The organism is Pedococcus sp. P2_F6, assembly GCF_056403675.1.
In genome coordinates, this window is sequence record NZ_JBFUEZ010000001.1 from 526521 (window position 1) to 551071 (window position 24551).

Annotated in this window: 26 protein-coding genes and 1 pseudogene; 13 read left to right on the forward strand and 14 right to left on the reverse strand. The window is 69.6% G+C overall.

What is annotated here, in order from left to right; all coding sequences use genetic code 11:
- Nucleotides 1–15: 15 nt before the first annotated feature.
- Together AC1DWP_RS02470 and AC1DWP_RS02475 are read right to left on the reverse strand one after the other, a co-directional pair.
- Nucleotides 16–225 (reverse strand): hypothetical protein, encoded by a 210-nt coding sequence (locus AC1DWP_RS02470; protein WP_477612859.1) that lies wholly within the window; start codon nucleotides 223–225, stop codon nucleotides 16–18.
- Nucleotides 225–545, reverse strand: a complete 321-nt coding sequence (locus AC1DWP_RS02475; RefSeq protein ID WP_477612860.1) for a DUF3099 domain-containing protein — start codon at nucleotides 543–545, stop codon at nucleotides 225–227. The genes AC1DWP_RS02470 and AC1DWP_RS02475 overlap by 1 nt, the downstream gene beginning before the upstream one ends.
- 122 nt (nucleotides 546–667) lie before the next feature.
- On the opposite strand from AC1DWP_RS02475, the gene fabG reads away from it, so the two are divergent.
- The 3 genes from fabG to AC1DWP_RS02490 all read left to right on the forward strand — a co-directional run bounded on the left by fabG (nucleotide 668) and on the right by AC1DWP_RS02490 (nucleotide 4503).
- A complete protein-coding gene (gene fabG, locus AC1DWP_RS02480; protein WP_477612861.1) occupies nucleotides 668–1378 on the forward strand; it encodes a 3-oxoacyl-[acyl-carrier-protein] reductase in 711 nt (236 codons plus the stop codon).
- Between the two features lie 62 nt (nucleotides 1379–1440).
- Entirely contained in the window at nucleotides 1441–2199 is a 759-nt protein-coding gene (gene fabI, locus AC1DWP_RS02485) for an enoyl-ACP reductase FabI (protein WP_477612862.1), read from the forward strand.
- A gap of 45 nt (nucleotides 2200–2244) precedes the next feature.
- Complete coding sequence (locus AC1DWP_RS02490) at nucleotides 2245–4503, forward strand: tetratricopeptide repeat protein (protein WP_477612863.1); 2259 nt, start codon at nucleotides 2245–2247, stop codon at nucleotides 4501–4503.
- Between the two features lie 6 nt (nucleotides 4504–4509).
- On the opposite strand, the gene cphA is transcribed toward AC1DWP_RS02490, so the two are convergent.
- The 3 genes from cphA to serB are packed head-to-tail and all read right to left on the reverse strand — an operon-like array spanning nucleotide 4510 to nucleotide 9513.
- Nucleotides 4510–7365: a cyanophycin synthetase gene (gene cphA / locus AC1DWP_RS02495; RefSeq protein ID WP_477612864.1), complete on the reverse strand. Its 2856-nt coding sequence runs from the start codon at nucleotides 7363–7365 to the stop codon at nucleotides 4510–4512.
- Nucleotides 7366–7403: 38 nt separating this feature from the next.
- A complete protein-coding gene (locus tag AC1DWP_RS02500; protein WP_477612865.1) occupies nucleotides 7404–8273 on the reverse strand; it encodes a cyanophycinase in 870 nt (289 codons plus the stop codon).
- Between the two features lie 16 nt (nucleotides 8274–8289).
- Entirely contained in the window at nucleotides 8290–9513 is a 1224-nt protein-coding gene (serB, locus tag AC1DWP_RS02505; RefSeq protein WP_477612866.1) for a phosphoserine phosphatase SerB, read from the reverse strand.
- Nucleotides 9514–9717: 204 nt separating this feature from the next.
- Here serB and AC1DWP_RS02510 point away from each other — a divergent pair, with 204 nt between their 5' ends.
- Nucleotides 9718–10515, forward strand: coding sequence for a hypothetical protein (locus AC1DWP_RS02510; protein WP_477612867.1), 798 nt, complete (start codon nucleotides 9718–9720; stop codon nucleotides 10513–10515).
- A 10-nt stretch (nucleotides 10516–10525) separates the two neighbouring features.
- Entirely contained in the window at nucleotides 10526–10720 is a 195-nt protein-coding gene (locus AC1DWP_RS02515) for a hypothetical protein (protein ID WP_477612868.1), read from the forward strand.
- Between the two features lie 43 nt (nucleotides 10721–10763).
- Here the strand turns inward: AC1DWP_RS02515 and AC1DWP_RS02520 are convergent, their stop codons facing one another.
- Together AC1DWP_RS02520 and glgC are read right to left on the reverse strand one after the other, a co-directional pair.
- A complete protein-coding gene (locus AC1DWP_RS02520; RefSeq protein ID WP_477612869.1) occupies nucleotides 10764–11582 on the reverse strand; it encodes an LLM class F420-dependent oxidoreductase in 819 nt (272 codons plus the stop codon).
- A complete protein-coding gene (gene glgC, locus AC1DWP_RS02525; RefSeq protein WP_477612870.1) occupies nucleotides 11579–12832 on the reverse strand; it encodes a glucose-1-phosphate adenylyltransferase in 1254 nt (417 codons plus the stop codon). Before glgC ends, AC1DWP_RS02520 begins: the two co-directional genes overlap by 4 nt.
- A 62-nt stretch (nucleotides 12833–12894) precedes the next feature.
- Between glgC and glgA the strand changes: the two genes are divergently transcribed.
- The gene (gene glgA, locus AC1DWP_RS02530; protein ID WP_477612871.1) at nucleotides 12895–14103 is read left to right on the forward strand and encodes a glycogen synthase; all 1209 of its coding nucleotides are present in this window, start codon (nucleotides 12895–12897) and stop codon (nucleotides 14101–14103) included.
- 22 nt (nucleotides 14104–14125) lie between these two features.
- Here glgA and AC1DWP_RS02535 read toward each other — a convergent pair whose 3' ends face one another.
- Both AC1DWP_RS02535 and AC1DWP_RS02540 read right to left on the reverse strand, forming a co-directional pair.
- Nucleotides 14126–15904 (reverse strand): NAD(P)/FAD-dependent oxidoreductase, encoded by a 1779-nt coding sequence (locus tag AC1DWP_RS02535; RefSeq protein ID WP_477612872.1) that lies wholly within the window; start codon nucleotides 15902–15904, stop codon nucleotides 14126–14128.
- A 41-nt stretch (nucleotides 15905–15945) separates the two neighbouring features.
- Nucleotides 15946–16713 carry a hypothetical protein gene (locus tag AC1DWP_RS02540; RefSeq protein ID WP_477612873.1) on the reverse strand — a complete coding sequence of 256 codons (768 nt, stop codon included), beginning with the start codon at nucleotides 16711–16713 and terminating at the stop codon, nucleotides 15946–15948.
- Nucleotides 16714–16745: 32 nt separating this feature from the next.
- Between AC1DWP_RS02540 and AC1DWP_RS02545 the strand changes: the two genes are divergently transcribed.
- The 6 genes from AC1DWP_RS02545 (at nucleotide 16746) to AC1DWP_RS02570 (ending at nucleotide 21679) form a co-directional block, all read left to right on the forward strand.
- Nucleotides 16746–17564 carry an ABC transporter ATP-binding protein gene (locus AC1DWP_RS02545; protein ID WP_477612874.1) on the forward strand — a complete coding sequence of 273 codons (819 nt, stop codon included), beginning with the start codon at nucleotides 16746–16748 and terminating at the stop codon, nucleotides 17562–17564.
- Between the two features lie 31 nt (nucleotides 17565–17595).
- On the forward strand, nucleotides 17596–18063 hold the full coding sequence (locus AC1DWP_RS02550) for an NfeD family protein (RefSeq protein WP_477612875.1): 468 nt from the start codon (nucleotides 17596–17598) through the stop codon (nucleotides 18061–18063).
- 11 nt (nucleotides 18064–18074) lie between these two features.
- Nucleotides 18075–19247, forward strand: a complete 1173-nt coding sequence (locus AC1DWP_RS02555) for an SPFH domain-containing protein (RefSeq protein ID WP_477613421.1) — start codon at nucleotides 18075–18077, stop codon at nucleotides 19245–19247.
- A gap of 92 nt (nucleotides 19248–19339) precedes the next feature.
- Nucleotides 19340–20113 carry a sulfite exporter TauE/SafE family protein gene (locus AC1DWP_RS02560; protein WP_477612876.1) on the forward strand — a complete coding sequence of 258 codons (774 nt, stop codon included), beginning with the start codon at nucleotides 19340–19342 and terminating at the stop codon, nucleotides 20111–20113.
- Entirely contained in the window at nucleotides 20113–20832 is a 720-nt protein-coding gene (locus AC1DWP_RS02565) for a TSUP family transporter (RefSeq protein WP_477612877.1), read from the forward strand. Before AC1DWP_RS02560 ends, AC1DWP_RS02565 begins: the two co-directional genes overlap by 1 nt.
- Nucleotides 20833–20851: 19 nt before the next feature.
- Nucleotides 20852–21679 (forward strand): TrmH family RNA methyltransferase, encoded by an 828-nt coding sequence (locus AC1DWP_RS02570; protein WP_477612878.1) that lies wholly within the window; start codon nucleotides 20852–20854, stop codon nucleotides 21677–21679.
- On the opposite strand, the gene AC1DWP_RS02575 is transcribed toward AC1DWP_RS02570, so the two are convergent.
- The 5 genes and pseudogenes from AC1DWP_RS02575 to AC1DWP_RS02595 form a co-directional block, all read right to left on the reverse strand.
- Complete coding sequence (locus AC1DWP_RS02575; RefSeq protein ID WP_477612879.1) at nucleotides 21661–22041, reverse strand: DUF3037 domain-containing protein; 381 nt, start codon at nucleotides 22039–22041, stop codon at nucleotides 21661–21663. The two genes, AC1DWP_RS02570 and AC1DWP_RS02575, sit on opposite strands and share 19 nt — an antisense overlap.
- On the reverse strand, nucleotides 22038–22805 hold the full coding sequence (locus tag AC1DWP_RS02580; protein ID WP_477612880.1) for a HipA family kinase: 768 nt from the start codon (nucleotides 22803–22805) through the stop codon (nucleotides 22038–22040). Before AC1DWP_RS02580 ends, AC1DWP_RS02575 begins: the two co-directional genes overlap by 4 nt.
- A gap of 45 nt (nucleotides 22806–22850) precedes the next feature.
- On the reverse strand, nucleotides 22851–23039 hold the full coding sequence (locus tag AC1DWP_RS02585; protein WP_477612881.1) for a hypothetical protein: 189 nt from the start codon (nucleotides 23037–23039) through the stop codon (nucleotides 22851–22853).
- 136 nt (nucleotides 23040–23175) lie between these two features.
- On the reverse strand, nucleotides 23176–23664 hold the full coding sequence (locus AC1DWP_RS02590) for an SMI1/KNR4 family protein (RefSeq protein ID WP_477612882.1): 489 nt from the start codon (nucleotides 23662–23664) through the stop codon (nucleotides 23176–23178).
- A gap of 28 nt (nucleotides 23665–23692) precedes the next feature.
- Nucleotides 23693–23953, reverse strand: a pseudogene (locus AC1DWP_RS02595) (ATP dependent DNA ligase); the annotation flags it as partial.
- Nucleotides 23954–24125: 172 nt separating this feature from the next.
- On the opposite strand from AC1DWP_RS02595, the gene AC1DWP_RS02600 reads away from it, so the two are divergent.
- Nucleotides 24126–24551: a hypothetical protein gene (locus AC1DWP_RS02600; RefSeq protein WP_477612883.1), complete on the forward strand. Its 426-nt coding sequence runs from the start codon at nucleotides 24126–24128 to the stop codon at nucleotides 24549–24551.

Consider the following 24551-nt stretch of genomic DNA (forward strand, 5'->3'; position numbering starts at 1 on the left):
AGCGGGACGGCGGGCTCAGCCCGCGGTCTCGGGGATCGCGTCGGCGGGGACGGTCTCGATGAGGAACCCGCGGATGGAGAGGAACTCACCGAGTGAGGTCCGGTGGTCGTCGCAGGCCAGCCAGACCTTGCGGCGATCGACTGTGTGGAGTGTGGGGTTGTTCCACAGGTGCGCCCACGTCGCGGTGTTGCGGCATCCCTTGGCACTACAGACCATCGAGTCCATCAACGACCGATCTGCTCGGGGCCGTCGCCGCGCGGCGTCACCGGTGCCGACGACCCCTGCGGGCGCGGCCGCACGGCGTTGGCGAGGACCACCGCGACGTAGGGCAGCACGATCGCGGCCACCGCCATGCTGCCCCAGAGCCACCACGGAGCGCCCTGCGTCGCGGTCACCGCGGCGCCGATGAAGCATGCCGTGCGGATGCCCATGGTGATCAGGTAGCGGCGGATCCGGCCCGCCTGCTCCTCGGCCAGCGACTCCGGCACGGACGTCACCGACTGCACGACGGCCTCGTCGTGGCGGTGGCGGTGGGCGCGCGGCACATGTCCACGATAGGCGCCGCAGGATGCGGTGTACCCATGGGTAGTCGATAAGGTCGCGACCGGAGGCGCAGCGCGGGTGCGCGCCCGCCGGACGCACCGCCCGAGACACACGGAGGACATCCATGGCAGGCCGCAACGTGCTGGTCACCGGAGGCAACCGCGGGATCGGCCTGTCCATCGCCAAGGCTCTGGCCGAGGCAGGCGACAACGTCGTGATCACGCACCGCTCGGGGGAACCGCCCGAGGGTCTGCAAGGAGTGCGCTGCGAGGTGACCGACTCCGCATCGGTCGACCAGGCCTTCACCGAGGCGGAAGCGATCTGGGGCGGCCCCATCGAGGTCCTGGTGGCCAACGCCGGGGTCACGCGTGACACCTTGCTGATGCGCATGTCCGACGAGGACTTCGACGTGGTCATCGACACCAACCTCGCCGGAGCCTTCCGGTGTGCGCGCCGCGCGGTGAAGGGGATGATCAAGCAGCGCAAGGGGCGGATCATCTTCATCTCCAGCGTCGTCGGGCTCTACGGCTCACCCGGCCAGACCAACTACTCGGCGAGCAAGTCCGGGCTCGTGGGACTGGCCCGGTCCATCTCCCGCGAGCTCGGTGGCCGCGGCATCACCGCCAACGTCGTCGCCCCCGGTTTCATCGAGACCGACATGACGGCCGAGCTCCCGGAGGACCGCAAGAAGGCCTACCAGGCCACGATCCCCGCCGGTCGGTTCGCACAGCCGGAGGAGGTCGCCGCAGCGGTGCGCTTCCTCGCGGGTGACGACGCGGCATACATCACCGGAGCGGTGATCCCGGTCGACGGGGGCCTGGGCATGGGCCACTGAGCCCAGTCCCACTCTCACCACACACTGACCCCACGACGAACTCCCAGCGAAAGGCACCAGACATGCTGCTCGAGGGCAAGAAGCTCCTGATCACCGGAGTCCTGATGGACTCCTCGATCGCGTTCCACGTCGCGAAGATCGCGCAGGAGCAGGGTGCGGAGGTGGTGCTCACGTCCTTCGGTCGCACCTTCAAGATCACCCAGACGATCGCCAAGCGGCTGCCGACCACGCCGCCGGTCATCGAGCTCGACGTGACCAACCCGGAGGACCTCGACAGCCTGGCCGGACGGCTGGGCGAACACGTCGACCGCCTCGACGGGGTCCTTCACTCGATCGGCTTCGCCCCCCAGGGCGCCTTCAACTTCATGGAGGGCACCTTTGAGGACGTCTCGACGGCGATGCACGCCTCGGCCTACTCGCTCAAGTCCCTTGCGGTGGCTGCGCTCCCACTGATGAGCAACGGCGGCAGCGTCGTGGGGCTCACGTTCGACGCCAAGTTCGCCTGGCCGGTCTACGACTGGATGGGCGTCGCCAAGGCGGCTTTCGAGTCGACCAACCGCTACCTCGCCCGCGACCTCGGGCCCAAGGGGATCCGCTGCAACCTCGTCGCGGCCGGCCCGATCCGCACCACGGCAGCCAAGTCGATCCCGGGATTCCAGACCTTCGAGGACACCTGGAACACGCGGGCGCCGCTCGGGTGGGACGTGAACAACGCGGTTCCGGCGGCCCAGGCCTGTGCTGCGCTCCTGTCGGACTGGTTCCCGGCGACGACGGGCGAGATCGTCCACGTCGACGGCGGCGTCCACGCGATGGGGCAGTGACCGCCCCCGCTGGCCCTCCCACCAGCCGCTACTAGGCTCGGATGCATGACGTCTGAGCCCGCCGCTGAGCCCGCCTCCGAGCCTGTTCCGGAGCACGCCCCGTGGTCGGCTTCCGAGCCTGTTTCGGCGCCCGCCGTCGCCGTGACGGAGGTGCGGGTACTCGAGGGTCCCAACCTGTACTTCGCCAAGCCCGCGATCAAGGTCAGCCTCGAGCTGCCGGGCTACCTCTCCGCCGACGAGAGTGTCCTCGCCGCCCTGGCGGCCCGCATCGAGCTGCGCAGCGCCCGTCCCGGCGCTCCGGGCACCGAGCAGCGCCAGCGCTTCGTGATGCGTCTGGTCGAGCGTGCCGTGCGCCTGCTCGCGACCGCGAGCGGGACGACCCGGTTGGGTGTGCGGGTCCGTCCCGGCAGCTCTCCGGCCAGTGTCGTGATGGCCTTCGTATGGCGCCGTCGCACGCGGGCGCGCGCGCTCGGGCTCGGAGTGGGTCCGGTCCTGCAGGCCTGGCTCGAGGGCAGCGACGTCATCGAGCACGAAGGCCTGGTCATCGGGCAGACCGAGCCGGGTGCGCGTCCCGCGCTCCTCAAGCCGCGGATCCCGGTGGCGTCGATCACCGGCACGAACGGCAAGACCACGACCACCCGACTACTCGGCCACATCGGGATGACCGCCGGGCTGCGCACGGCCTGGTCGTCCACCGATGGGATCGTCGTGCAGGGCGAGGTGGTCGAGTCAGGCGACTACTCCGGTCCCGCCGGCGCACGGGCCGTCCTCAACGCCGCCGGCGTCGAGCTCGGCATCCTCGAGACGGCGCGGGGCGGCATGCTGCTCAAGGGAATGGGGGTGAGCGCCAACGACGTCAGCGTCGTCACGAACGTCTCCGCGGACCACCTCGGTCTCCAGGGCATCGACACCGTCGACCAGCTGGCGGAGGTCAAGGCGATCGTCACCAAGGCCACCAAGCCTCGCGGCTGGGTCGTGCTCAACGGCGAGGACCCCCGCGTGTGGGCGATGCGCAACGGCATCAAGGCCAGGCCGTGGGTCTTCACGCTGCGTTCCGACGCCCCCGCGATCCGCGAGTCGCTCGACAGCGGTGGCCGCGCGATCACAGTCCTCGACGGGTCGATCACGGTGCTGGAGAACGGCCAGGACCCCGACCGGCTGGTCAGCATCCTCGACGTCCCGGCAACGCTGTCCGGACTCTCCGAGCACAACATCGCCAACGCCCTTGCGGGAGCGGCTGCAGCCCTCGGGCTCGGGCTTCCGCGCGACGCGGTGGTCGAGGGACTGCGCACCTTCGCGCCGGACGACAAGCTCAACCCCGGCCGGATGAACACCTACACGCTGCGGCGCGGCGACCAGTCCGCCATCACGGTCATCGTCGACCTGGCGCACAACGAAGCCGGTCTCGAAGCCCTCATGGACGTCGCCCATGGCCTGAAGGTCCCCGGAGGTCAGGTGCACCTCGGGTTGGGCCTGGCCGGGGACCGCACTGACGACCTGCTCGAGTCGATCGGTGAGGTGGCCGGGCTCCGGGCCGACCGGATCGTCGCGGCGCACAAGGAGCACTACCTGCGCGGGCGCACCATGGAGGAGCTGGAGTCGCACCTGCGAAACGGCCTGGCGAGGGCCGGAGTGTCCGACATCGAGTCGTACGACACCGAGCTCGCCGGACTCCAGGCCCTGGTGCCGGGTGCCGCGGACGGCGACGTCGTGGCGCTGATGTGCCACGCCGAACGCGCCCAGGTCGCGTCCTGGCTCGCCGAGCAGGGCGCCACCCCGGACACGGCCGACGACATCCGCGCCAAGGTGGTCGCGGCTCGGGGTGAGCACGAGTTCGAGGCGGAGATCGCCGGCGTGTGGGAGCTGGTCGACGACCAGCGACGCATCGACGCCATCGCCCTCCTGCGGAGCCAGCGCCCGTCCGACCCGCGGCTGGTGTTCGAGCACGCCAGCGCGCTCGACGCGGCGGGCAAGGAGCAGGACGCCATCCCGCTCTACCGCGAGTCCCTCGCCTCGGGCCTGCGCGAACCCCAGCGCCACCGGGCGCGCATCCAGCTGGCATCGAGCCTGCGGGTGGCCGGGCAGCCCGAGCTGGCCTACTCGCTGCTCACCGAGCTCAGCGCCGAGCGGCCGGGCAGCGTGGCCGTCGAGGCCTTCCGCGCCCTCGCGGGGGTCGACAGCGGACACGCCGAGTCCTCCGTCGCCGACCTCATCGACGTGCTGCTGCACCATGCTGGCGACGACGACGCCCTCGCCTACCAGCGTGCCCTGTCAGGGTATGCCGCGGAGCTGCGCGAGCGCTGACCTCGGTCAGGTGGTGGCTGGCTCGACCTCGGAAGCCTCGGCGGCGGCCGCCTCGTCACCCGACTGCTGGGCCTCGGACTGCATCTCGACGGGGTCGAGGTCCGGGTCGCCGATGCCCTGCTTGTTGTGGGCGCCGGCCTGGGCGTGCTTGGTCATCGACTCCAGCTCACCGAGCACCTCCGCGTGCTGGTCGACGCAGAGCACCACGACGTCCCCGGGGTTGGCTCGCGCCATGCAGTGTCGCACCGCGTCCACCTCGTTGAGCACGATCTCCACCTGACGGCAGCGCACGCCCTCCTTGCCGATCTCACCCTTTGCGCCCTCGGCGATGAGGTCTGCCGTCTGACCGGCGGGCCGCCCGCGCTTGCGCTCGTCCTCACGGACGACCACGACGTCGAAGTGGCGAGCCGCGAGAGCGCCCAGCTCACGCATGTCGTCGTCGCGACGGTCACCGGCTGTCGACACCATGCCGATGCGCGACACCTTGCCGAGATCCGACTGGCCGGCCTTCTGGTCGGCATAGCTCTCCACGAACTCGCCGAGCACCCGCATGCCTGGCGCGTTGTGGCAGTAGTCGACGAACACGTCCACGTTGTGCACGTTGACGAGGTTCATCCGCCCGGGGGAGAGGTAGTAGCTCGTGGTGAAGGTCCGCAGCCCCTGGCGGATCTCGTGCAGCCCGGCGCCCGCGGCAAACGCCGCGCCAGCCGCAGCCATGGCGTTGGCGACGTTGAACTTCGCCGTGCCGCCGAAGGTCGACGGCAGCAGGTGGGTCCACGCGAGCTGCATCGAGCGGCGTCCGTGCTTGATCACGATCATGTCGCCGCGGTCGGTGTGGTCGAGGACGACGGCGCGACCGCCACGGCGGCAGTAGTCCTCGATGAACTCGCGGACCTTGCTGCCGGGCGGCTGCAGCGAGAACCACACGATGCCGCCCGAGCACTTGCGACGCATCTTGCGGACGAGCTCGTCGTCGGCGTTGAGCACCGCAAAACCGTTGCGGGGCACCGCTTCCACGACGACGGCCTTGACGTCGGCGAGCTGGGCCAGGGTGTCGATGCCCTTCATTCCCAGGTGGTCAGGGGCGACGTTGGTCACCACCGCGACGTCGTTGCGGTCGTAGCCGAGCCCTTCGCGCAGGATGCCGCCGCGGGCCACCTCCATCACCGCGAAGTCGACGCGTGGGTTCTGCAGGACCATCCGTGCCGAGCGAGGACCGGAGGCGTCCGCCTTGTAGACGAGGCGCTCGTCGATGACGATGCCGTCGGTCGAGGTCATGCCGACCTTGCGTCCGATGCCCTTGAAGATGTGGGCGATCATCCGCGACGTTGTGGTCTTGCCGTTGGTCCCGGTGACCGCCACGATCGGCACCCGTGAGGGGGAGCCGGGTGGGAACAGCAGGTCCACGACCGGTTTGGCGATGAACTGCGGCTCGCCGACGGTCGGGTGGGTGTGCATCCGGAAACCCGGGGCCGCGTTGACCTCGCAGATCGCGCCCCCCGTCTCGCGGACGGGGGAGGCGATGTCGGGACAGATGAAGTCGATGCCCGCGACGTCGAGCCCGATCATGCGGGCCGCCTCCTCGGCGATCTCGACGTTGTCCGGGTGCGCGTCGAAGGTCCGGTCCACGGAGATGCCACCGGTCGACATGTTGCCCGTGAGGGCCAGCTTGACCATCTGGTCCTTGGGCGGCACGTCGTCGAGCTCGAAGCCCTGGTCCCGCACGAGTGCTGTGGCCGCGTCGTCGACCTTGATCCGGGTCAGCACCTTCTCGTGGCCCACTCCACGGCGCGGATCGGCGTTGGTGATCTCCACGAGCTCGGCCACTGTGTGGCTGGCGTCGCCGATGACGTGGGCGGGCACGCGTTCCGCGATGGCCTGCATCTTGCCGCCGACGATGAGGCAGCGGTAGTCGCGACCCGTGACCAGCGACTCGACGATGACGTAACCACGCCGCGACTCGCCCTCGGCGATGACGAAGCTCGCGCGGACCTGCTCCTCCGTGGTCAGGTCAAGGCACACACCCCGACCGTGGTTGCCGTCCAGCGGCTTGACGACCACGGGGTAGCCGATCCGCTTGGCGGCGGCCACTGCGCCGTCGGCCGTGCGCACGGTCTCCTGCTTGGGCACCGGGAGCCCGGCAGAGCCCAGCAGCCGGGTGGTCATGTCCTTGTCGCCGGCGATGTCGACGGCCAGGGCACCGGTCTTGGAGGTCATGGTCGCGCGGATCCGCTGGGCGTGGACGCCCTGGCCGAGCTGCACGAACGAGGCCGCGTTGAGCCGGATGTAGGGGATGTCGCGCGAGATCGCTTCTTCGAGGATCGCACCCGTGGACGGGCCGAAGGCCGTCCGCTGCGCCCGCCTCAGGAAGAGGTCGAGCTCCTCGGCGAAGTCGAACCCTTCCTCGGCCTGCACGAGGTGGTTGACCAGCCGCACTGCGAGCACACCTGCGGCCAGGCCGACAGCCTCGTCGGCGTAGTCGTAGATGACGTTGTAGACCCCGGCCTGACCCTTGACCGCGCGTGTCTTGCCGCGCCGCAGGTCGTGCCCCGCCTCCTGCTGGAGCTGGAGCGAGACGTGCTCGGCGACGTGTCCGAGCCAGGTGCCTTCGCGCAACCGCTCGATGAAGCCGCCCTTCACGCCCCGGGAGCAGGTGTGGTTCTCCAGGTTGGGCAGCAGCTCGAGGAGTCGGTCGGTGAACCCGGTCAGCGTGTCGGTCGGGTAGGCCTCGAGCACCCCCAGGTCGACCACCAGGTGGATCGCCGGGCTGTACGACCAGATGTTCCCGCCGCGGTAGACCCGGGACTCGACGATCGAGAGCTCGGGTGCCGGGGGGCCGGTGGGGGTGGGGCGATCTGCCATGGGATCTCCTTGCGGGTCGGGCAGTGCGAGGCGGTGGGTCAGGCCTTGGCCGTCGCGAGGGCCACCGCGACATCGGGGTGCTTCTCGACGAAGTCGACGAGGCGAACCTCGGAGAGGTCGAACGTAGCGCCTGCGGGGAGTGAATGCACCACAGCGCCCGAGACCATCAAGGGGGCACCTCTGCGGGCGTCCGGGGCATCGGACTCGGCGGCGCGGCAGTCGAGGACGAAGGCCACGCCGCTGCCGTGCACGGTGAAGACGCGCCGGTCGCGCACCTCGATCGCCGTGTCCTCGTCGATGCCCACGCCGATCAGGTTGGGCGAGGCGGCGACCATGGACATCAGCCGCCCGTACCGGGAGCGCTGGGCGAAGTGCTGGTCGATGATGACACCGTCGATGAGCCCGAGCCCCGCCGTCAGCTGCCCGTAGCGCTGTCGGGGCGTCACGCCCTCCTCGCCCATCGAGATCATGAACTGGCTCATGATCGAGGCCCCGGCCGACGTCCCGCCGATGACGGCACCGCGATCGTGGGCGCGGGCCAGGGCCTCCCCCAGCGGCGTGCCCGGGAACCGCTGGCTGAGCTTGAGCTGGCTGCCGCCGCTCATGAAGATACCGGTCGCCTGGTCGAGCAGGGCGACCAGTTCCTGGTCCTGGGCGGATGCGCGGTTGGGTGGGTTCACGACCTCGATGTCCGGGGCACCCAGACGCGTGAACACCTCGCGGTAGGAGGCGACGACCTCGTCCTCGAACGACGACGCGGTGGGGATCAGCACGATCCGCGCCCGCCTGCCCCCAGCAAGTCGGACGAACCGGCGCAGGACCGTTGCCTTTCCGACCCGGTCCTCCGCTCCGCCGATGATGAACAGGGTGGGAACCTTGCGGACCGTGCGGCCCTGCGTACTTGCCATTGCGTCAGCCTAGGAGTCAGGGGGTGGGGATCGGCGGAGCGGGGGTCGGCGTGCCGTCCGCCTCGTCCGCCTCCTCGATCTCCTCACGCGTGATCCCGAGCAGGTAGAGCACCGCGTCGAGGTAGGGCACGTTGACGGCGGTGTCGGCCTGCTCGCGGACCACGGGCTTGGCGTTGAAGGCGACGCCGAGGCCGGCCGCCTGCAGCATGTCGAGGTCGTTGGCCCCGTCACCGATCGCCACGGTGCGCGAGAGCGGCAGGCCCGCCTCGGCGGCAAAGCGGCGAAGCGCTGCGGCCTTGCCCGCCCGGTCCACGATGTCCCCGACCAGGTGGCCGGTGAGTATGCCGTCGCGCACCTCGAGCCGGTTGGCGTGGGCGTGGTCGATGCCGAGCTCGCGAGCGAGGTCCTCGACGATCTCGATGAAGCCGCCGGACACGATGGCCACCGTGAACCCGAGTCGCTTCAGGGTCCGGACGAGGGTGCGCGCACCGGGCGTGAACTGGACGGCGGCACGGACCTCGTCCAGCACGCTCACGGGTAGGCCCTCCAGGGCGGCGACTCGTTCCCGCAGGCTGTCGGCGAAGTCGAGCTCTCCGCGCATGGCGGCGGCAGTCACTGCCGCCACCTCGGCCTCGCGGCCTGCGTGGCTGGCCAGCAGCTCGATGACCTCGTCCTGGATCAGTGTCGAGTCCACGTCCATCACCACCAGACGTCGACCGCGGCGCGCCAACCCGCCGGCGGCCACCGCGATGTCGAGGCCGTGGACGCTGGACTCGAGGGCGAGCTCACGCCGCAGTCGATCGACGTCAGCACCGGAGACGTCGAACTCGACCGTGGTGACCGGATAGCGCGACAGCCGACGAATGCGGTCGATGTTGGCACCGTGCGAGGCGATGCGTGCCGTGATCGCGGCGACGCCGCTGGCCCGCAGCGGCGCCCCGAGGACGACCACAGCGGCCCGCCCGCTGCGCCGGTGCATGCTGTCGCCGGTGCCGACCTTGATCTTGACCTTGAGGTCGAGGTCGCGGCCCACCGACGTCAGGACCGAGCGCAGTCGCGCTTCGGCGTCCCCCGCCGACAGCAGCATCGCCAGCGTCAGGTGCCCACGGACCACCACCTGCTCGAGGTCGAGGACCTCCGCGCCGACGTCGGCGATGGCGTCGAAGAACGTGCTGGTGACGCCCGGCCGGTCCTCACCGGAGATGGTCACGAGCAGCGTCTGCGCGGTCAGCTCGGGCACGGCTCCAGACTATCGACGCCGGTCAGCCGCCCAGGCGGGAGTCTCGCCATGCGACCAGGTCCCGCACCCCCGGTGTACAAGCACCACATAGATAACGGTGAGATATAGATCTAGTCAGTCATGCTCAGTCATGGTCATGGACCGGCATAAGGATCTATGTTCCTCGAACGCGTCCGGAGCGACGGGCGTCAAAAGGGGAGCGGCATGCAGCGCATCATCAGTCTCGTCATCGTGTCAGTCGGGCTCGTCTCCGGCGTGAGCGCGCCCGCCAGCGGAGCGGAGGCGCCAGACCTCGCGGCCGACATGGTCGTGGCGCGGACCGGCCAGCTCGGCGAGGGTGTGCCAAGCGCCGGGCTGAACAAGGGCGGCCAGGCAATAGCGCCTGCTAGAGGCCTGCGGACGTGGGCTCAGGCCGACGGCGTCGGGCTGAGGCTGGTCGCAGAGTTGCCGCAGGGGCGCACCGACGGCGTGTTCGAGAACGTCATCCCGGAGGCTTGGACGATGGCTCCGGCCATTGACGGCACGCTCGAGATCAAGAACGAAGACGGGGTCACCGAGGGCCACGTTGAGCGTCCGTGGGCGGTCGACGCAAAGGGTCATTTCCTGAAGACGCGCTTCGTCGTCGAGGGCCGCTCGTTGCGCCAGGTCGTGGACACCAAGGGGGCGGCGTTCCCGATAGTCATGGATCCGTGGGTTACAGCGGGCTGGTGGTACTACACGCCGATCTACTACGTCGAGATGTCCTGGTCAGAGACGTGGCAGCTCAAGAACTTCATGGACACCAACTCGAGCCAGATCCCCGGGTTACTGTGCGGCTTCGTTCCCACGGCCACCGCCAAGATCACCTGCGGCGCTATATACCTGCTGGTCAAGGACGACGTGAAAAGCACTGTGAACACCGCCATCCGACTCAAGAAGTGCTACAAGGCCAGGATGCCGGCAACGGGTGGAGCCGCGTCGCTGCCGGCATACGATTCGTACTACAAGACCTGTAGGTCCTGAGAGGGGACGCATGCCAACCCGTAAGGAGCTGCGCCGTGAGGCACTGGTGCTCGTCATCATCCTGACTATTGCCGTCCTGGCGCCGCTGGTCCAAGGGCACGAGCCAGCCCGGGACAGTGAGGTCCTGACCCTGGCGGTCGGGTGGGTGCTCGTGCGGTCGTCGGTGCTTGGCGCTCGTGCCATCCGTCGCAGGCGACACTCATGAGCATGGCAACGGCGGTGCCCGTCAGGCTGATCGCCGACCCCGGTCAGCCGCCCAGGCGGGAGTCTCGCCATGCGACCAGGTCCCGCACGGGCCCGAGGTCGTACTTCGGACCACCGATCCCGACGGTGAAGAGCCGCGTGCCCACGGCATACAGGGCTTCCGCGCCGGCGGCGTAGTCGGCGACCTGCTCGGGGTGGCGACCCGGCCTGGCGGAGACGCCGGCAGACCGCTCGATCTCGCTGGGGTCGCGCCCGATCCTGGCGCACCACTCGTCGAGGACGGCGTGCTTGTGGGCGATCGTCTCGGGCCCGCCGAAGCCGTGCCAGATGGTCGCGTGCTCGGCGACGATCTTGAGGGTCTTGCGTTCGCCACCCCCACCGATCAGGACCGGGATGTCGCGCGTCGGCGCCGGGTTCAGCTTGGCCCACCGCTGCTTGACGAGCGGCAGGTCGCGGGCGAGGTTGTTCAGCCGTCCACCGGCCGTGCCGAAGTCGTAGCCGTACTCGTCGTAGTCCTTCTCGAACCAGCCCGAGCCGATGCCGAGGATCAGCCGACCCCCACTGATGTGGTCCACGGTTCGGGCCATGTCGGCGAGCAGCTGGGGGTTGCGGTAGCTGTTGCAGGTGACCAGGGCGCCGATCTCGACGCGGGACGTCGCCTCGGCCCAGGCGCCCAGCATCGTCCAGCACTCGAAGTGCTCACCGTCCCGCCCACCGTAGAGCGGGTAGAAGTGGTCCCAGTTGAAGACGACGTCGACGCCGATCTCCTCGGCCTCCGCCGCGGCCCGGCGGATCGACGCGTACTCGGCGTGCTGTGGCTGGAGCTGGATGCCGATCCGGATCGAATGGTGGGCGTCCGTCATCCGGTGACTTCCTGGAACTTGGCGATGACGGTGAGTCCTGACTCGGTGACCATGAACCCGCGCTCCCGGTCCTTGTCGGGGTCCACCCCGATGGTGGTGTCCTCGGGCACCACGACGCCCTTGTCGATGATGGCCCGCTTGATGACGCAGCCGCGTCCGACCTCGACACCGTCGAGCAGCACGCTGTCGTCGATCGTCGTGCCGCTGTGGATGTGGCACCGCGGAGACAGGACCGAGTTGGTCACGGTGGCACCGGAGATGACGACACCGGGGGAGACGGCGGAGTTGTGCGCCTCCCCGAACTTGCCGGCAGCGCCCTGGACGAGCTTGGCAGGGGCGAGCGGGCCGTAGTCGGTGTAGATCGGCCAGTCGTAGTTGTAGAGGTTGAAGACGGGGTGGATGGACACCAGGTCCATGTGCGCCTCCCAGTAGGAGTCCATCGACCCGACGTCGCGCCAGTAGGCCTGGTCGCGTGGGGTTGCACCCGGGATGACGTTGTCCTTGAAGTCGTAGACGTAGCCCTCGCCATTGTCGACGAAGTCCGGCACGATGTCGCCGCCCATGTCGTGCTTGCTGCCCGCTCGGTCGTTGTCGCGGGTGACGGCGTCGACGAGGACATCGGCGTCGAAGACGTAGTTGCCCATGGAGGCCAGCACCTCGTCGGGGGAGTCGGGCAGGCCCTTGGCGTCCTTGGGCTTCTCCTTGAAGGCCGAGATCTTGCGCCGGTCTGCGTCGTCGACCTCGATGACCCCGAACTGGTCCGCCAGCGAGATGGGCTGACGGATCGCGGCCACGGTCACACCCGCACCGGTCTCGATGTGCTGGGCCACCATCTGGGAGAAGTCCATGCGGTAGACGTGGTCGGCGCCGACCACCACGACGATGTCGGGCTTCTCGTCCGTGATCAGGTTGAGGCTCTGGAAGATCGCGTTCGCTGACCCGAGGTACCAGTTCTTGTCGACGCGCTGCTGCGCAGGCACGGGCGCGACGTAGTTGCCGAGCATCGTGGACATCCGCCAGGTCTTGGTGACGTGTCGGTCGAGGCTGTGCGACTTGTACTGCGTCAGCACGACGATCTTGAGGTAGCCGGAGTTCACGACGTTGCTCAGGGCGAAGTCGATGAGCCGATAGATCCCTCCGAACGGGACAGCTGGTTTTGCCCGGTCAGCGGTCAGGGGCATCAGTCGTTTGCCCTCTCCGCCGGCGAGGACGATGGCAAGAACCTTGGGAACCCCGCGTCGATAAGGCATGGTCCGACCCTAGGCAATCCGCGCCCTCGCGGCGACCCCACTGCACGACTAATCTCACGACCGTGAGAGTCGACATCCTGACCAAGGAGTACCCGCCCAACATCTACGGTGGCGCGGGGGTGCACGTCGCAGAGCTGGTGCGGGCGCTGCGCGACCGCGGCGACATCGATGCGCGGGTCCGAGCGTTCGGCGAACCCGTGTCGGAGGAGGGCACCACGGGGTATGCCGACCTGCCGGACCTGGGTGCCGCGAACGCGGCCGTCCGGACGATGGGCGTCGACCTGGCGATGGCCGGTGACTGCGTCGGTGCCGACCTCGTGCACTCGCACACGTGGTACGCCAACTTCGGCGGGCACGTCGCGTCCCTGCTCGGGGGCATGCCCCACGTCGTGAGCGCCCACAGCCTCGAGCCGATGCGCCCGTGGAAGGCCGAGCAGCTCGGTGGCGGCTACCGCGTGTCCTCCTTCATGGAGCGCACGGCCTACGAGGGCGCCGACGCCGTCATCGCCGTGAGCGAGGGCATGCGACAGGACGTCCTGCGCAGCTATCCCTCGATCGACCCCGAACGCGTCAAGGTCGTCCACAACGGCATCGACTCCCAGCTGTGGCAGCGCCACCGTGACGACGACACGGTCCGTCGGCACGGGGTCGACCCCGACGGGAAGTCGGTCATCTTCGTCGGCCGCATCACCCGGCAGAAGGGCCTGCCGTACCTGCTCAAGGCAGCCGCCCAGCTGCCACCCGACGTCCAGGTGGTGCTGTGCGCCGGGGCGCCGGACACCCCGGAGATCATGGCCGAGGTGACCAGCCTCATGGACGAGCTCAAGGCGACGCGTGAGGGCGTTGTCTGGATCCCCGAGATGCTGCCGCGCGGAGAGGTCGTCGCACTCCTTTCTGCTGCAACGGTTTTCGCCTGTCCGTCGATCTACGAGCCATTGGGCATCGTCAACCTCGAGGCGATGGCGTGCGAGCTCCCGGTCGTCGCCACGGCGACGGGCGGCATCCCCGAGGTCGTCGTGGATGGCGAGACCGGCTGGTTGGTGCCCATCGACCAGAAACAGGACGGCAGCGGCATACCCCTCGATGCGGACCGGTTCGTCGCGGACCTCGCCGCAGCGTTGACCGACGCCGTCAGCGACCCGGCCAGGGCCGACGCCATGGGGTTGGCCGGGCGCAAGCGGGCAGTCGACTCGTTCTCCTGGGCGACCATCGGGGAGCGGACCAACCAGGTCTACCTCGAGGTGCTGCGCCAGCGGATGCTCCAGTCCTGACCGCACCCGTCGGCGGCCGCGCCTAGGAGACCGGGGTGGCCACCCTTTCGTCTTCGGTCGTCGAGGTGCCCTCGGCTGTCGGGGTGTCCCCGGTCGTCGGGGTGTCCTCGGTCGTGGGGGTGAGGTAGGCGTGCACGAGGGGAACGGCCGACGCCCCCTCACCACTCGCCGAGGCAACCCGCTTCATCGAGCCCGCCCGGATGTCGCCGGCGGCGAAGATGCCGGGCACCGTGGTCGCCAGATTGGCCGGCGGCACGTCGTCGACCCACTTGCTCCGCGGCACGTCACGCCCGGTGAGCACGAAGCTGTGCTTGTCGCGAGCAAGCTCGGGCGGCAGCCAGTCACAGCGCGGTTCGGCCCCGAGCAGCAGGAACAGACCTCGCGCCTGCTTGGTCGTCCTCTTCCCGGTGGTGATGTCCTCGAGGCAGAGCCACTCCAGCTGGCCCTCACCACCACCGTCCACCACGCGGGTGCAGGGCAGCACCGTGATGCGCTCGTTGTAGGCCATCTCCTCGATGAGGTAGCGCGACATCGTCTCCTCGAGCCCGACCCGACGGACGACGATCGTCACCGACCTCGCGAACCGAGCCAGGTGCAGCGCTGCCTGCCCGGCGGAGTTGCCACCTCCCACGACCACGACGTCGTAGCCCTCCATCTCGCGGGCCGCCGTCATTGCCGCCCCGTAGTTGACGCCGGCGCCCACCAGTGCGTCGAGCCGCGGGACTCCGAGCCTTCGGTACGCCACCCCGGTGGAGATGATTACGGTCCTGGCCCGGACGTCGCCCCCACCGGTGCGCAGGAGGTGGGGAGCCCCGTCGGTCCCGGGCTCCAGAGCAGTGACCTCCCAGCCGGTCAGGAACTCGGTCCCGAAGCGCAGGGCCTGGTTCCGTGCGCGCTGGGCCAACCTCATGCCTGAGATGCCGCGGGGGAAGCCGAGGTAGTTGCGGATCATCGAGCTGGTGCCGGCCTGCCCGCCGATCGCCTCCGCCTCCAGCACCACGACGGACAGTCCTTCCGACGCTCCGTACACGGCGGCGGCGAGTCCGGCCGGGCCGCCACCGACGACCGCCAGGTCGACGACCTCGTCGAGCTCGAAGGTGCGCGGTGGGCCGTTGACCGCGATCGCGACGTCGCGGACGCTCGTGGCCTGGATCGGTGTCCGGTTGGCCGCGGTCACCACCGGCCAGCGCAGCTCGTCCACGCCGAGCTGCTCGCGGATCCCCGCGAGGTAGTCCTGGAGCGCCGGCTCGTCGGGATGCCACACCCGGTTCTGCATGCCCATCCGGTCGAGGAAGTCGCGGATCGCCATGGTGAGCGCGTCCTGGGTCGGCGAGATGACCTTGGCGGCCACGACTTCGGGCTGGGGGACGGTCGAGGTCCACTCGGACAGCAGGTCGGTGATCGCGTTGTGGAACTCCTCGTCGCGCTTGCCACGCGGCATGAGCAGGTAGGCGTCGTACTTGCCCTTGGCCATGCCGGCCCGGAGCCCGGGGGCATCCGCCAGGAAGTACTCCCACGGCGCGGCGACGACGCGGCGGGCAGTGGGCACCACGAGGCGCCAGCGGTGGAAGGCCTCGTGGACGCTCTCGACGTCCGGCAGCCGCGATTCCGTCACGAACAGCGCCACGTGGTCACCCCGGTCATGGATCTCGCGGGCGATGGACTCGGCCTCGCCACAGGAGCCGGCGGTGCGCAGGTCGTAGTCGCGCTGGTACCGGCTCCGGAACTCCTCGAGCAGGGTGTCGGCATGGTGCTCGGACACGAGGATGATTGCGGGGTCGAAGACTGCGGGGTCCGCCATGCCGTCCGAGTCTAGTTGCCGGAACGGACCCCTCCCAGTGGTCAGGCTGGTCGCCATCCGGCCAGCACCGCACACGCGGCGTTGGTCGCGTCGGCGAGGGCCCGCTCGGAGGCCCGTTGCAGGCGCAGCAGGACGCGGTGCCTCGACGACGCCTCGGCCGCGGTCAGGGCCCCGTCGCCAGCGCGGAGCGCGACGTCGACCACCGAGTCGATGGTGCCCGCGAGGGCGATGACGCGCGCGGCCCGGCCCGGCAGGGCGGGTGGCAGGCCCCAGCGACCTCCGAGGGCCGCGTCGGCCAGCGTGCGGGCCGCACCCGCCCCGAACGGCTGGCCGCCGATCGCGTCGATCGCCTCGGTTGCCGCGCGGATCTCCTCACGCAGGTGGCGCTCGAGTTGCGAGGCCTCGAGCGCCTCCACCCGGTGGCGCGGCACCGGATCTGCGTCGTATGCCGTCCAGTCCACCCGGGTGCCTACGTCCAGACCTCCTTCGGGGCCGCCGCCATAGGTCGAGATCGTGGGCACGAGAAGCCCTCCCAGGCCGGGAACGAAAACGCACTCGCCGCCCGCGGCGGCCGCGCCCTGCGCCTCGACGGAGGCACCCGGCATACCCACGAGGTCGCCGGGGGCCGGCAGGGCGACGAGCAGGGCCCGCTCACCGAGGTCGTGCCACAGGTCCAGGCGGTCGAGGTCACCGGCGACGTGGTCGATGTCGGGAAGGGCCTGGGCGATCGAGCGCTCCAGCGGGGTGCCCGTGGCCCACGCGTGTGTCGTCCACAGCGAAAGGCGCACGCACGCAGGGAGTTCGGGCATCCCGCCAGCCTAAGCCGATAGGGTCCCGTCCCATGAGTGACGTCCTTGAGTTCGCAGGAGTGAGCGTCGTCCGGGGTCAGGCGACCCTGCTCGACGACGTCTCCTGGGAGGTCGAGGAAGGGCAGCGCTGGGTCATCCTCGGCCCCAACGGAGCGGGCAAGACGACACTGCTCCAGCTGGCCGCAGCGCGGATGCACCCGACCCGCGGCGTGGCCGGTGTGCTGGGCGAGGTGCTCGGGGCGGTCGACGTGTTCGAGCTGCGACCCCGCATCGGGCTGGCCTCGGCGGCCCTGGCCGAGCGGATCCCGTTCGACGAGATCGTGCACAACGTCGTGGTGACCGCGTCCTACGGCGTCGTCGGCCGGTGGCGGGAGAGCTACGAGACGTTCGACCACGCTCGGGCGTCCGAGCTGCTGGTCGCCCTGGGGGCCGACCACCTGGCCGACCGCACCTACGGCACGTTGTCAGAGGGGGAGCGCAAGCGGGTGCAGATCGCGCGCGCCCTGATGACCGACCCCGAGCTGATGCTGCTCGACGAACCTGCCGCCGGGCTCGACCTCGGTGGCCGCGAGGACCTCGTCCGGCGACTGGGCGTCCTCGCAGGCGACCTGGAGGCGCCGGCCCTGATCCTGGTCACCCACCACGTCGAGGAGATCCCGCCCAACTTCACCGACCTGCTCCTGCTGCGCGAGGGACGGATCGTCGCGCAGGGTCCGGTCGAGATCACCCTCACCGAGGCCAACCTCTCGGCCACCTTCGGCATGCCCCTGGAGCTGGAGCGTCGAGGCGACCGGTGGACGGCGCGACTGCGTGTCGACGAAGGAACGTCCGAGCCTCGCCCGTCGTCCTAGAGTTACCTGACCACTGAGAGGGAGGGGTGTCATGGACTGGTTCGCGGAGAACCCGTGGCTCGCGTGGCTGGGGGTGGCGCTGATCCTGGCGGCCATCGAGGCCGCCACGGTCGATTTCGTGTTCCTCATGCTGGCCGGTGGTGCACTGGCTGGAGCGGCGACATCGGCGATCGGGGTCGCCTTCCCGGGTCAGGTGATCGTCGCCGTCGTCGTCGCAGGACTGCTCCTGCTGCTGGTGCGCCCGATCATCACCCGGAAGTTCATGGTCGCCGAGGCCAGCCACGGAATCGGCGCGCCCGGTCTCGTCGGCCGCAGCGGGAGGGTGCTGCAGGCCGTCACCGCGACCGACGGTCGCGTCAAGGTGGGCGGGGAGACCTGGTCCGCACGCACGCCGCAAGGCGGCGACCCATGCCAGCCCGGCCAAGAGGTCCGGGTTGTATCCATCGAGGGGGCCACCGTGATCGTCACCGGCATCACGGCGGGTCAGAAAACGGAGTAGACGTGGACGGCATTGGAGCAGGCTTCATCGTCCTGCTGATCCTGGTTGCCTTTGCGCTGATCGTGCTCTTCCGCACGGTGCGCATCGTGCCCCAGCAGACTGCCCTGATCATCGAGCGGCTCGGCCGCTACGCCCGCACACTCGAAGGCGGCATCCACTTCCTGGTGCCGTTCGTCGACAAGGTGCGCGCGAACGTCGACCTGCGCGAGCAGGTCGTGTCGTTCCCGCCCCAGCCGGTGATCACCTCGGACAACCTGGTCGTCAACATCGACACGGTCATCTACTACTCGGTCATCGACGCGAAGTCGGCCGTGTACGAGATCGCCAACTTCATCCAAGGCATCGAGCAGCTCACCGTCACCACCCTGCGCAACGTCATCGGCTCGCTCGACCTGGAGCAGACGCTGACCAGCCGCGACCAGATCAACGCCCAGCTGCGTGGTGTCCTCGACGAGGCGACGGGCAAGTGGGGCATCCGCGTCAACCGCGTCGAGCTCAAGGCCATCGACCCGCCGCACTCCGTGCAGGAGTCGATGGAGAAGCAGATGAAGGCAGAGCGTGAGCGCCGCGCCCAGATCCTGTACGCCGAGGGCACCAAGCAGTCCGCGATCCTCACGGCCGAAGGTGAGAAGCAGAGCCAGATCCTCCGGGCCGAGGGTTCGGCCCAGGCCCGCATCCTCGAGGCCCAGGGCCAGGCCCGCGCCATCCAGCAGGTCTTCGACGCGATCCACCGTGGCAAGCCCACGCAGAAGCTCCTGGCCTACCAGTACCTCCAGGTGCTCCCGCAGATCGCCCGTGGCGACGCCAACAAGATGTGGATCATCCCCAGCGAGCTGACGGACGCCCTGCGCGGCATCGGTGGGGCCCTGGGTGCCACGGACAAGCCCACTGGCCCGGACGGTGACGGCGAGGAGGAGTGGGTCGACCCCGGCCAGCTCGCCGACGCCTTCGACGAGACCGTTCTGGAGGACCCCATGCAGGCCCTTGCGGAGGCCCGCGGGCTCGCGGGGAAGGCCAGCCAGGAGGCCACCGAGCATGCGGCGCCGGTGAAGCGGGTCCAGCCCCCGATGAAGCCGCCGGCTGACACCGTGCCCGACTTCGAGCCGCCGGCCCCACCGGCTTCGCTGCCCGTGGAGCCGCCGCCGGCAGACGCGGACGAGGCGCCCAAGCCGCCGCCCGCCTGACCCCACCTCACAACACGGTATGCCGCCCACGCACCCGCGCGGGCGGCATACCTCTGTCTTGGACGGGCGACACCCGTCGCTAGGGTGACGTGGTGTCCGTCTTCGAAGCCCTCGGGATCTTCCTCGCAGGCCTGGCGGCGGGGACCATCAACACCGTGGTCGGGTCGGGCACCCTCATCACGTTCCCCACCCTGCTGTTCTTCGGCTACCCGCCAGTGGTGGCCAACGTGTCCAACACCGTCGGCCTGGTGGCCGGGGGAGTCACGGCAGTCCATGGCTACCGGGCCGAGCTCGAGGGCGCCGGGCGCACCCTCCTGCGGCTCGCACCCGCGTCCCTGCTCGGCGGCGTCATCGGTGCGGTGCTGCTCCTCGTGCTGCCCGCGGAGGCGTTCCAGGCGATCGTGCCGGTCCTGATCGGCCTGGGGCTGCTGCTGGTGGTGGTCGGTCCCCGCCTGCAGGCTCGGGCCGTCGAGCGCCACGAGGCGGGGGTCGCGCCGGCGTCGTGGCACGGCGCGGCCCTCACCGGGGGAGTCCTGGTCGCCGGCATCTACGGCGGCTACTTCGGTGCCGCCCAGGGCGTCATCCTGATGGGACTGATGAGCGCCCTGTCCAGCGAGCCCATCCAGCGGCTCAACGGGTTCAAGAACGTCCTCGCCACCATCGTCAACGCCGTGGCCGCCATCACCTTCATGGTGGTGGCGTGGGGCCGGATCGACTGGCTGGTGGCGCTGTTCATCGGGCTGGGCGCGTTCGCCGGCGGCTTCGTCGGCGCGAAGGTGGGCCGCCGGCTGCCCCCACTTGCGCTGCGCGCCGTCATCATCGTGGTGGGACTCGTCGGGATCATTAAGATCGTCTGGTTCAGCTGATGGAGTGGACTCCGGTCCTGCTGCTCGGTCTGGCCCTCTTCGCGGGAGCGTTCGTGCAGTCGTCGATCGGCTTCGGCATGGCCGTGGTCGCAGCCCCGTTCCTCGTGCTGTTCGCACCCGAGCTCATGCCGGGAGCCCTCCTGGTGACCAGCTTCTCGCTGCCGGTGGTCCAGCTCGTCCACGGGCCTCGCGACATCGCCTGGCGGCCACTGTCATGGGCCCTCGTGGCGCGGCTGCTGGTCATGCCGTTGGGCGTCGCAGCAGTGGCACTGCTGTCGGTGCGGGCGATCTCCGTCGTCACCGGTGTGCTCATCCTGCTCACGGTCGCCGCGTCGGTCTCGGCTCTCGAGGTGCGAACCACTCCGGTGAACTCGGCCGTGGCCGGCGCCATCGCAGGGTTCTCCGGCACTGCGGCCTCGATCGGCGGCCCGTTCCTGGCGCTCGTGCTGCAGCACGAACGCCCCACCCGCCTGCGCGCCACGCTGTCGGTCTTCTTCCTGGCTGGAGCCGCCATGGCGGTCGCCGGGCTGAGCTTTGCAGGGGAGTTCACCCGTGGACAGCTCGTGGCCGGCCTCGCCTGGATCCCGTTCATGGCCTTGGGGTATGCCGCGGCGGCTCCGGCCCGCGCCCGCCTCGACCGCGACCGGTTGCGCCGGGCGGTGCTCGCCTTCTGCGTCCTGGCCAGCGTGAGCGTCATCGTGCGCGCCCTCCTGTCCTGAGTGATCTAGCCTGCTCGCCGTGCCCATCACGATCACCAGCAGCGACGACGACCGCCTGACCGACTACGTCTCGCTCACCGACGTCGCGCTGCGGCGCAGGACCGAGCCCGAGCGCGGGCTCTACATCGCCGAGTCGGAGAAGGTCATCCGGCGGGCCCTGCAGGCCGGGCACCGACCGCGCAGCTACCTCATGGCCCAACGGTGGCTGACCGACCTGGCTGACCTGGTCGAGCAGGCCGAGGCCGGCGGCGTACCGGTCTTCGTCGGCGAGCACGACGTCATCGAACGGCTCACGGGGTTCCACCTGCACCGTGGGGCGCTTGCCTCGATGCAACGGCCCGAGCTGCCGAGCGTGGCGGACCTCGTCGCCGGCGCCCGACGGGTGCTGGTCCTCGAGGACATCGTCGACCACACCAACGTGGGCGCCGTCTTCCGCTCGGCCGCGGCCCTCGGGGTCGACGCGGTCCTCGTCACTCCCCGATGCGCAGATCCGTTGTACCGCCGGTCGATTCGAGTCTCGATGGGCACCGTCTTCCAGGTGCCGTGGACGCGCATCGACCCCTGGCCCGGCGGCATCGCCGACCTCCAGGCCGCTGGGTTCACCGTGGCCACCCTGGCCCTGGCCGACGACGCGGTGAGCCTCGACGAGCTGGCCGCCAACCCGCCAGAACGACTGGCACTCGTGCTCGGCACCGAGGGAGACGGGCTGTCCCACCACACCCTTGACGCGGCCGACCTGACGGTGACCATCCCCATGGCCGGGGGTGTGGACTCCCTCAACGTGGCCGCTGCGGGCGCGGTGGCCGCGTGGGCCCTGCGCCCCACGGGTCAGTCGACGAGGCGCTGAAGGAGGTCGCGCAGCTCGCTGGCCGGGTCCGCCGTGAGGCCTCCGTGCACCGGCCCGGGCTGGACCACAGTGCTCCGGGGCGCGCTGAGCCAGCCGAACCTGCGCCCGAGCCCACCCAGGGTGGGCAGCCCACCACCGGTGACGCCGCGGCATACCTGGCAGATGGTCTCCAGCGCCTGGTCGACGTCGTCGACGTCGACCTGGGGTGCGAAGGCGTGCAGCCTGACCGGGTCGACCCGGTAGGCCGCTTCGAGGAAGTCGGCGCCCTGGCTGTAGAGGACGAGCCCGACGTTGAGGAACTCCTCGCGCTCCACGCGGGGCACGCAGCGAAGCACGACGTACTGGTAGCCGTGGACGGTCATGACAGGTCCCCTGGAAGCCAGGCCGTCGGGTTCGCGACGCGGGCCAGGAGGTGCTCGACGTAGGCCGCTCGGACGGCTCGGGGCGTGTCGAGACCGGGTGCCTGCTCCAGCCAGCCGTCGGGCACCGCGTCGACGACGCCGGCAAGGAGCTCGGAGGTGATGGTGGGGGACAGCCGCTCGTGGGCGGCGCCGGTGCCGGAGGCGACATCGCGAAGGACGTGGGTGCTGGCATCGAAGGACTGGTCGGCGAATCGCTGTGGGTCGGCGCCCCGACTCGGCCAGCCGTGATGGAAGTACAGCGCCGCACCGTGGTCAATCAGCCACGGGTTGCGGTGCCAGACAAGGAGGTTGGGGTTGCTCCAGGTGCGGTCGACGTTGGCGGTGAAGGCGTCGAGCCACAGGATGTCGGCGGCCGTGTCGGGTGCGGGTGGCCGTGAGCCGTCGTACCCGAACGAGCCGGGCAGGAAGTCGATGCCGAGGTTGTGGCCGAGGCTGGCCGTGAGCAGGTCCTGGACCTCCTCGTCCGCTTCATACTTGGCAATCGGTGCCTGGAGGTCGACGACCACCATGCGGGGCACGTTGAGGTCGAGGGCGCGCGCCAGCTCGCCAACGATGACTTCGGCGACGAGGACCTTGACGCCCTGCCCCGCTCCGCGGAACTTCACGACGTAGGTGCCGAAGTCGTCGGCCTCGACGATGCCCGGCAGTGAGCCACCCTCCTTGAGGGGAGTGACGTAGCGCGTGGCGGTGATCTGGTCGAGCACGACGCCCAGCCTAGGGTGCTGCGCGCCGTGCCCGAGTCAGGTTGCTCAGGGGGCCAGGCAGGTGGCGTGGTTCAGCGCCGCGATCACGGCCTCGCGCCAGCTCAGCCCCGAGGTGGCCGTCCGGCAGGAGGCGCCACCGCAGTCGCACTGCCAGCGCCACGTGCCGGTCCCTGCCCGGTGCACGTGAGGGTGGTGGTGGGCCGTGTCCGCCCGGGTGTGGTGTCGCGTCTGCATGATCCTGCCCCCCTTGGCCGCGCCGCCCCTTGGCACGTCCTGACTCCCAAGAGGCCGGGCCTGGACCGGTGATACGTCGGATACGGCGTGTCGCGTGACCCGGTCGGGTGAGCGGTCACATCCGGCGGGACAGCGGCTACCGAAAGTCGCCCTCCGGTACGAGACCTTCGACGAACGAGGCGAAGTCGGCTGCGAGCAGCGTGATCCGGTAGTCGACCTCCTGGTCGACGTGCACGACTGTGGGCTCGCCCGAGCCGCGATAGTCGAGGGCAATCATGTCGTGCCCGGCAGAGGGACAATCTGCGAAGTAGACGCCTATGTCGGGATAGCCCCACTCCCGGACCCAGAAGCGGCTGCCGAGCTCCCCGCCAAGGCTGAAGGGCGCGGTCCGGCCGATCGCAGCGATGTTCGTGATGCCGACATGATCCCTTGCCCACGTCGTCGGCGAGCCGGTCCGATGGGCATCCCGCGCGAGGCGACCGCCATTGTGCTTGCTCGCAAGACGCACGTACGCCTCGGGAAGTGTGACGCCGAGTTCGGCCTCCAACGACTGGATGAGGCTCGCTTCCGGTGCGGGCTCGAACGCGGCCGCGTCGTCGCAGAACAACCGTGCACTTCCCCCCATGCGAGCAACCTATCCGTCAGCGTGCACGTCAGGTGAGGTGGTTGCGCACCGCGTCGATCGTGTCGGCCTCCTCGGCCGTCTTGTCGTCGCGGTAGCGCAGCACCCGCGCGAACCGCAGCGCCATCCCCCCTGGATAGCGCGACGAGGTCTGGATGCCGTCGAAGGCGATCTCGACGACCTGTTCGGGACGGACGGGCACGACGTAGCCCTCGGTGCCGTCGGTGGCCAGCTCGGTGAACCGCTCCGTCTGCCAGGCCAGCATCTCGTCGGTCATGCCCTTGAACGTCTTCCTGCCACCATCGTGACCGATACTTTGGAGGTTGGAGAACCGCTCTCGCACGGTCCCGCCGTGGCGCCGAGGCAGCGCCGGACCTTCGGGGACTTTCATCAAGCCCTGAACTTTGCGAGGATCCGGACCTGACTGGGCCTGTAACGATCAGGTCCGAACCGGGAGGGGCTTCATGAGCAGCTCGTGGCTCTCGACACTGCTCGACCAAGAGCGAATCGAAACGGTGCAGGCAATCGCTGCGCGCACGGAGGATGTTAGAGGCCTCCCCGACAGGACCGGATCAGAGGTAGCCGAGGACTTCGGTAACCGCTATGCCCTCCGCTACTTGACCCCGTCTCAGTTGACCTCTTTCAACGCAGGAAGCGATCGGCCACATTGGGTGACGCCGACAGCCATCAGTCCCGACGATGTCGTGTCTTGGCTGGCGCTCTTCACCCCGGGCACGCCGCGTAAGCACGTTCTTCTACTCGACCTTAACGAAGTCGAAATCGTTAGGGGTCCCGCTTGGATACGGCTGGGTCAGGGAATCGAGTACTACCTTCCCAACGGCTTTCCGGGAGAAGCCGTCGTCCACGTCGGCGTTCTTGAAGTGAGGTAG

What these genes read in the sequence shown, in the direction of transcription:
- AC1DWP_RS02470 (WP_477612859.1), bottom strand. Translation starts at nt 225, where the DNA reads ATGGACTCGATGGTCTGTAGTGCCAAGGGATGCCGCAACACCGCGACG.
- fabG (WP_477612861.1), top strand. Translation starts at nt 668, where the DNA reads ATGGCAGGCCGCAACGTGCTGGTCACCGGAGGCAACCGCGGGATCGGC.
- fabI (WP_477612862.1), top strand. Translation starts at nt 1,441, where the DNA reads ATGCTGCTCGAGGGCAAGAAGCTCCTGATCACCGGAGTCCTGATGGAC.
- AC1DWP_RS02490 (WP_477612863.1), top strand. Translation starts at nt 2,245, where the DNA reads ATGACGTCTGAGCCCGCCGCTGAGCCCGCCTCCGAGCCTGTTCCGGAG.
- cphA (WP_477612864.1), bottom strand. Translation starts at nt 7,365, where the DNA reads ATGGCAGATCGCCCCACCCCCACCGGCCCCCCGGCACCCGAGCTCTCG.
- AC1DWP_RS02500 (WP_477612865.1), bottom strand. Translation starts at nt 8,273, where the DNA reads ATGGCAAGTACGCAGGGCCGCACGGTCCGCAAGGTTCCCACCCTGTTC.
- AC1DWP_RS02510 (WP_477612867.1), top strand. Translation starts at nt 9,718, where the DNA reads ATGCAGCGCATCATCAGTCTCGTCATCGTGTCAGTCGGGCTCGTCTCC.
- AC1DWP_RS02515 (WP_477612868.1), top strand. Translation starts at nt 10,526, where the DNA reads ATGCCAACCCGTAAGGAGCTGCGCCGTGAGGCACTGGTGCTCGTCATC.
- AC1DWP_RS02520 (WP_477612869.1), bottom strand. Translation starts at nt 11,582, where the DNA reads ATGACGGACGCCCACCATTCGATCCGGATCGGCATCCAGCTCCAGCCA.
- glgC (WP_477612870.1), bottom strand. Translation starts at nt 12,832, where the DNA reads ATGCCTTATCGACGCGGGGTTCCCAAGGTTCTTGCCATCGTCCTCGCC.
- AC1DWP_RS02535 (WP_477612872.1), bottom strand. Translation starts at nt 15,904, where the DNA reads ATGGCGGACCCCGCAGTCTTCGACCCCGCAATCATCCTCGTGTCCGAG.
- AC1DWP_RS02540 (WP_477612873.1), bottom strand. Translation starts at nt 16,713, where the DNA reads ATGCCCGAACTCCCTGCGTGCGTGCGCCTTTCGCTGTGGACGACACAC.
- AC1DWP_RS02545 (WP_477612874.1), top strand. Translation starts at nt 16,746, where the DNA reads ATGAGTGACGTCCTTGAGTTCGCAGGAGTGAGCGTCGTCCGGGGTCAG.
- AC1DWP_RS02550 (WP_477612875.1), top strand. Translation starts at nt 17,596, where the DNA reads ATGGACTGGTTCGCGGAGAACCCGTGGCTCGCGTGGCTGGGGGTGGCG.
- AC1DWP_RS02565 (WP_477612877.1), top strand. Translation starts at nt 20,113, where the DNA reads ATGGAGTGGACTCCGGTCCTGCTGCTCGGTCTGGCCCTCTTCGCGGGA.
- AC1DWP_RS02575 (WP_477612879.1), bottom strand. Translation starts at nt 22,041, where the DNA reads ATGACCGTCCACGGCTACCAGTACGTCGTGCTTCGCTGCGTGCCCCGC.
- AC1DWP_RS02585 (WP_477612881.1), bottom strand. Translation starts at nt 23,039, where the DNA reads ATGCAGACGCGACACCACACCCGGGCGGACACGGCCCACCACCACCCT.
- AC1DWP_RS02590 (WP_477612882.1), bottom strand. Translation starts at nt 23,664, where the DNA reads ATGGGGGGAAGTGCACGGTTGTTCTGCGACGACGCGGCCGCGTTCGAG.
- AC1DWP_RS02600 (WP_477612883.1), top strand. Translation starts at nt 24,126, where the DNA reads ATGAGCAGCTCGTGGCTCTCGACACTGCTCGACCAAGAGCGAATCGAA.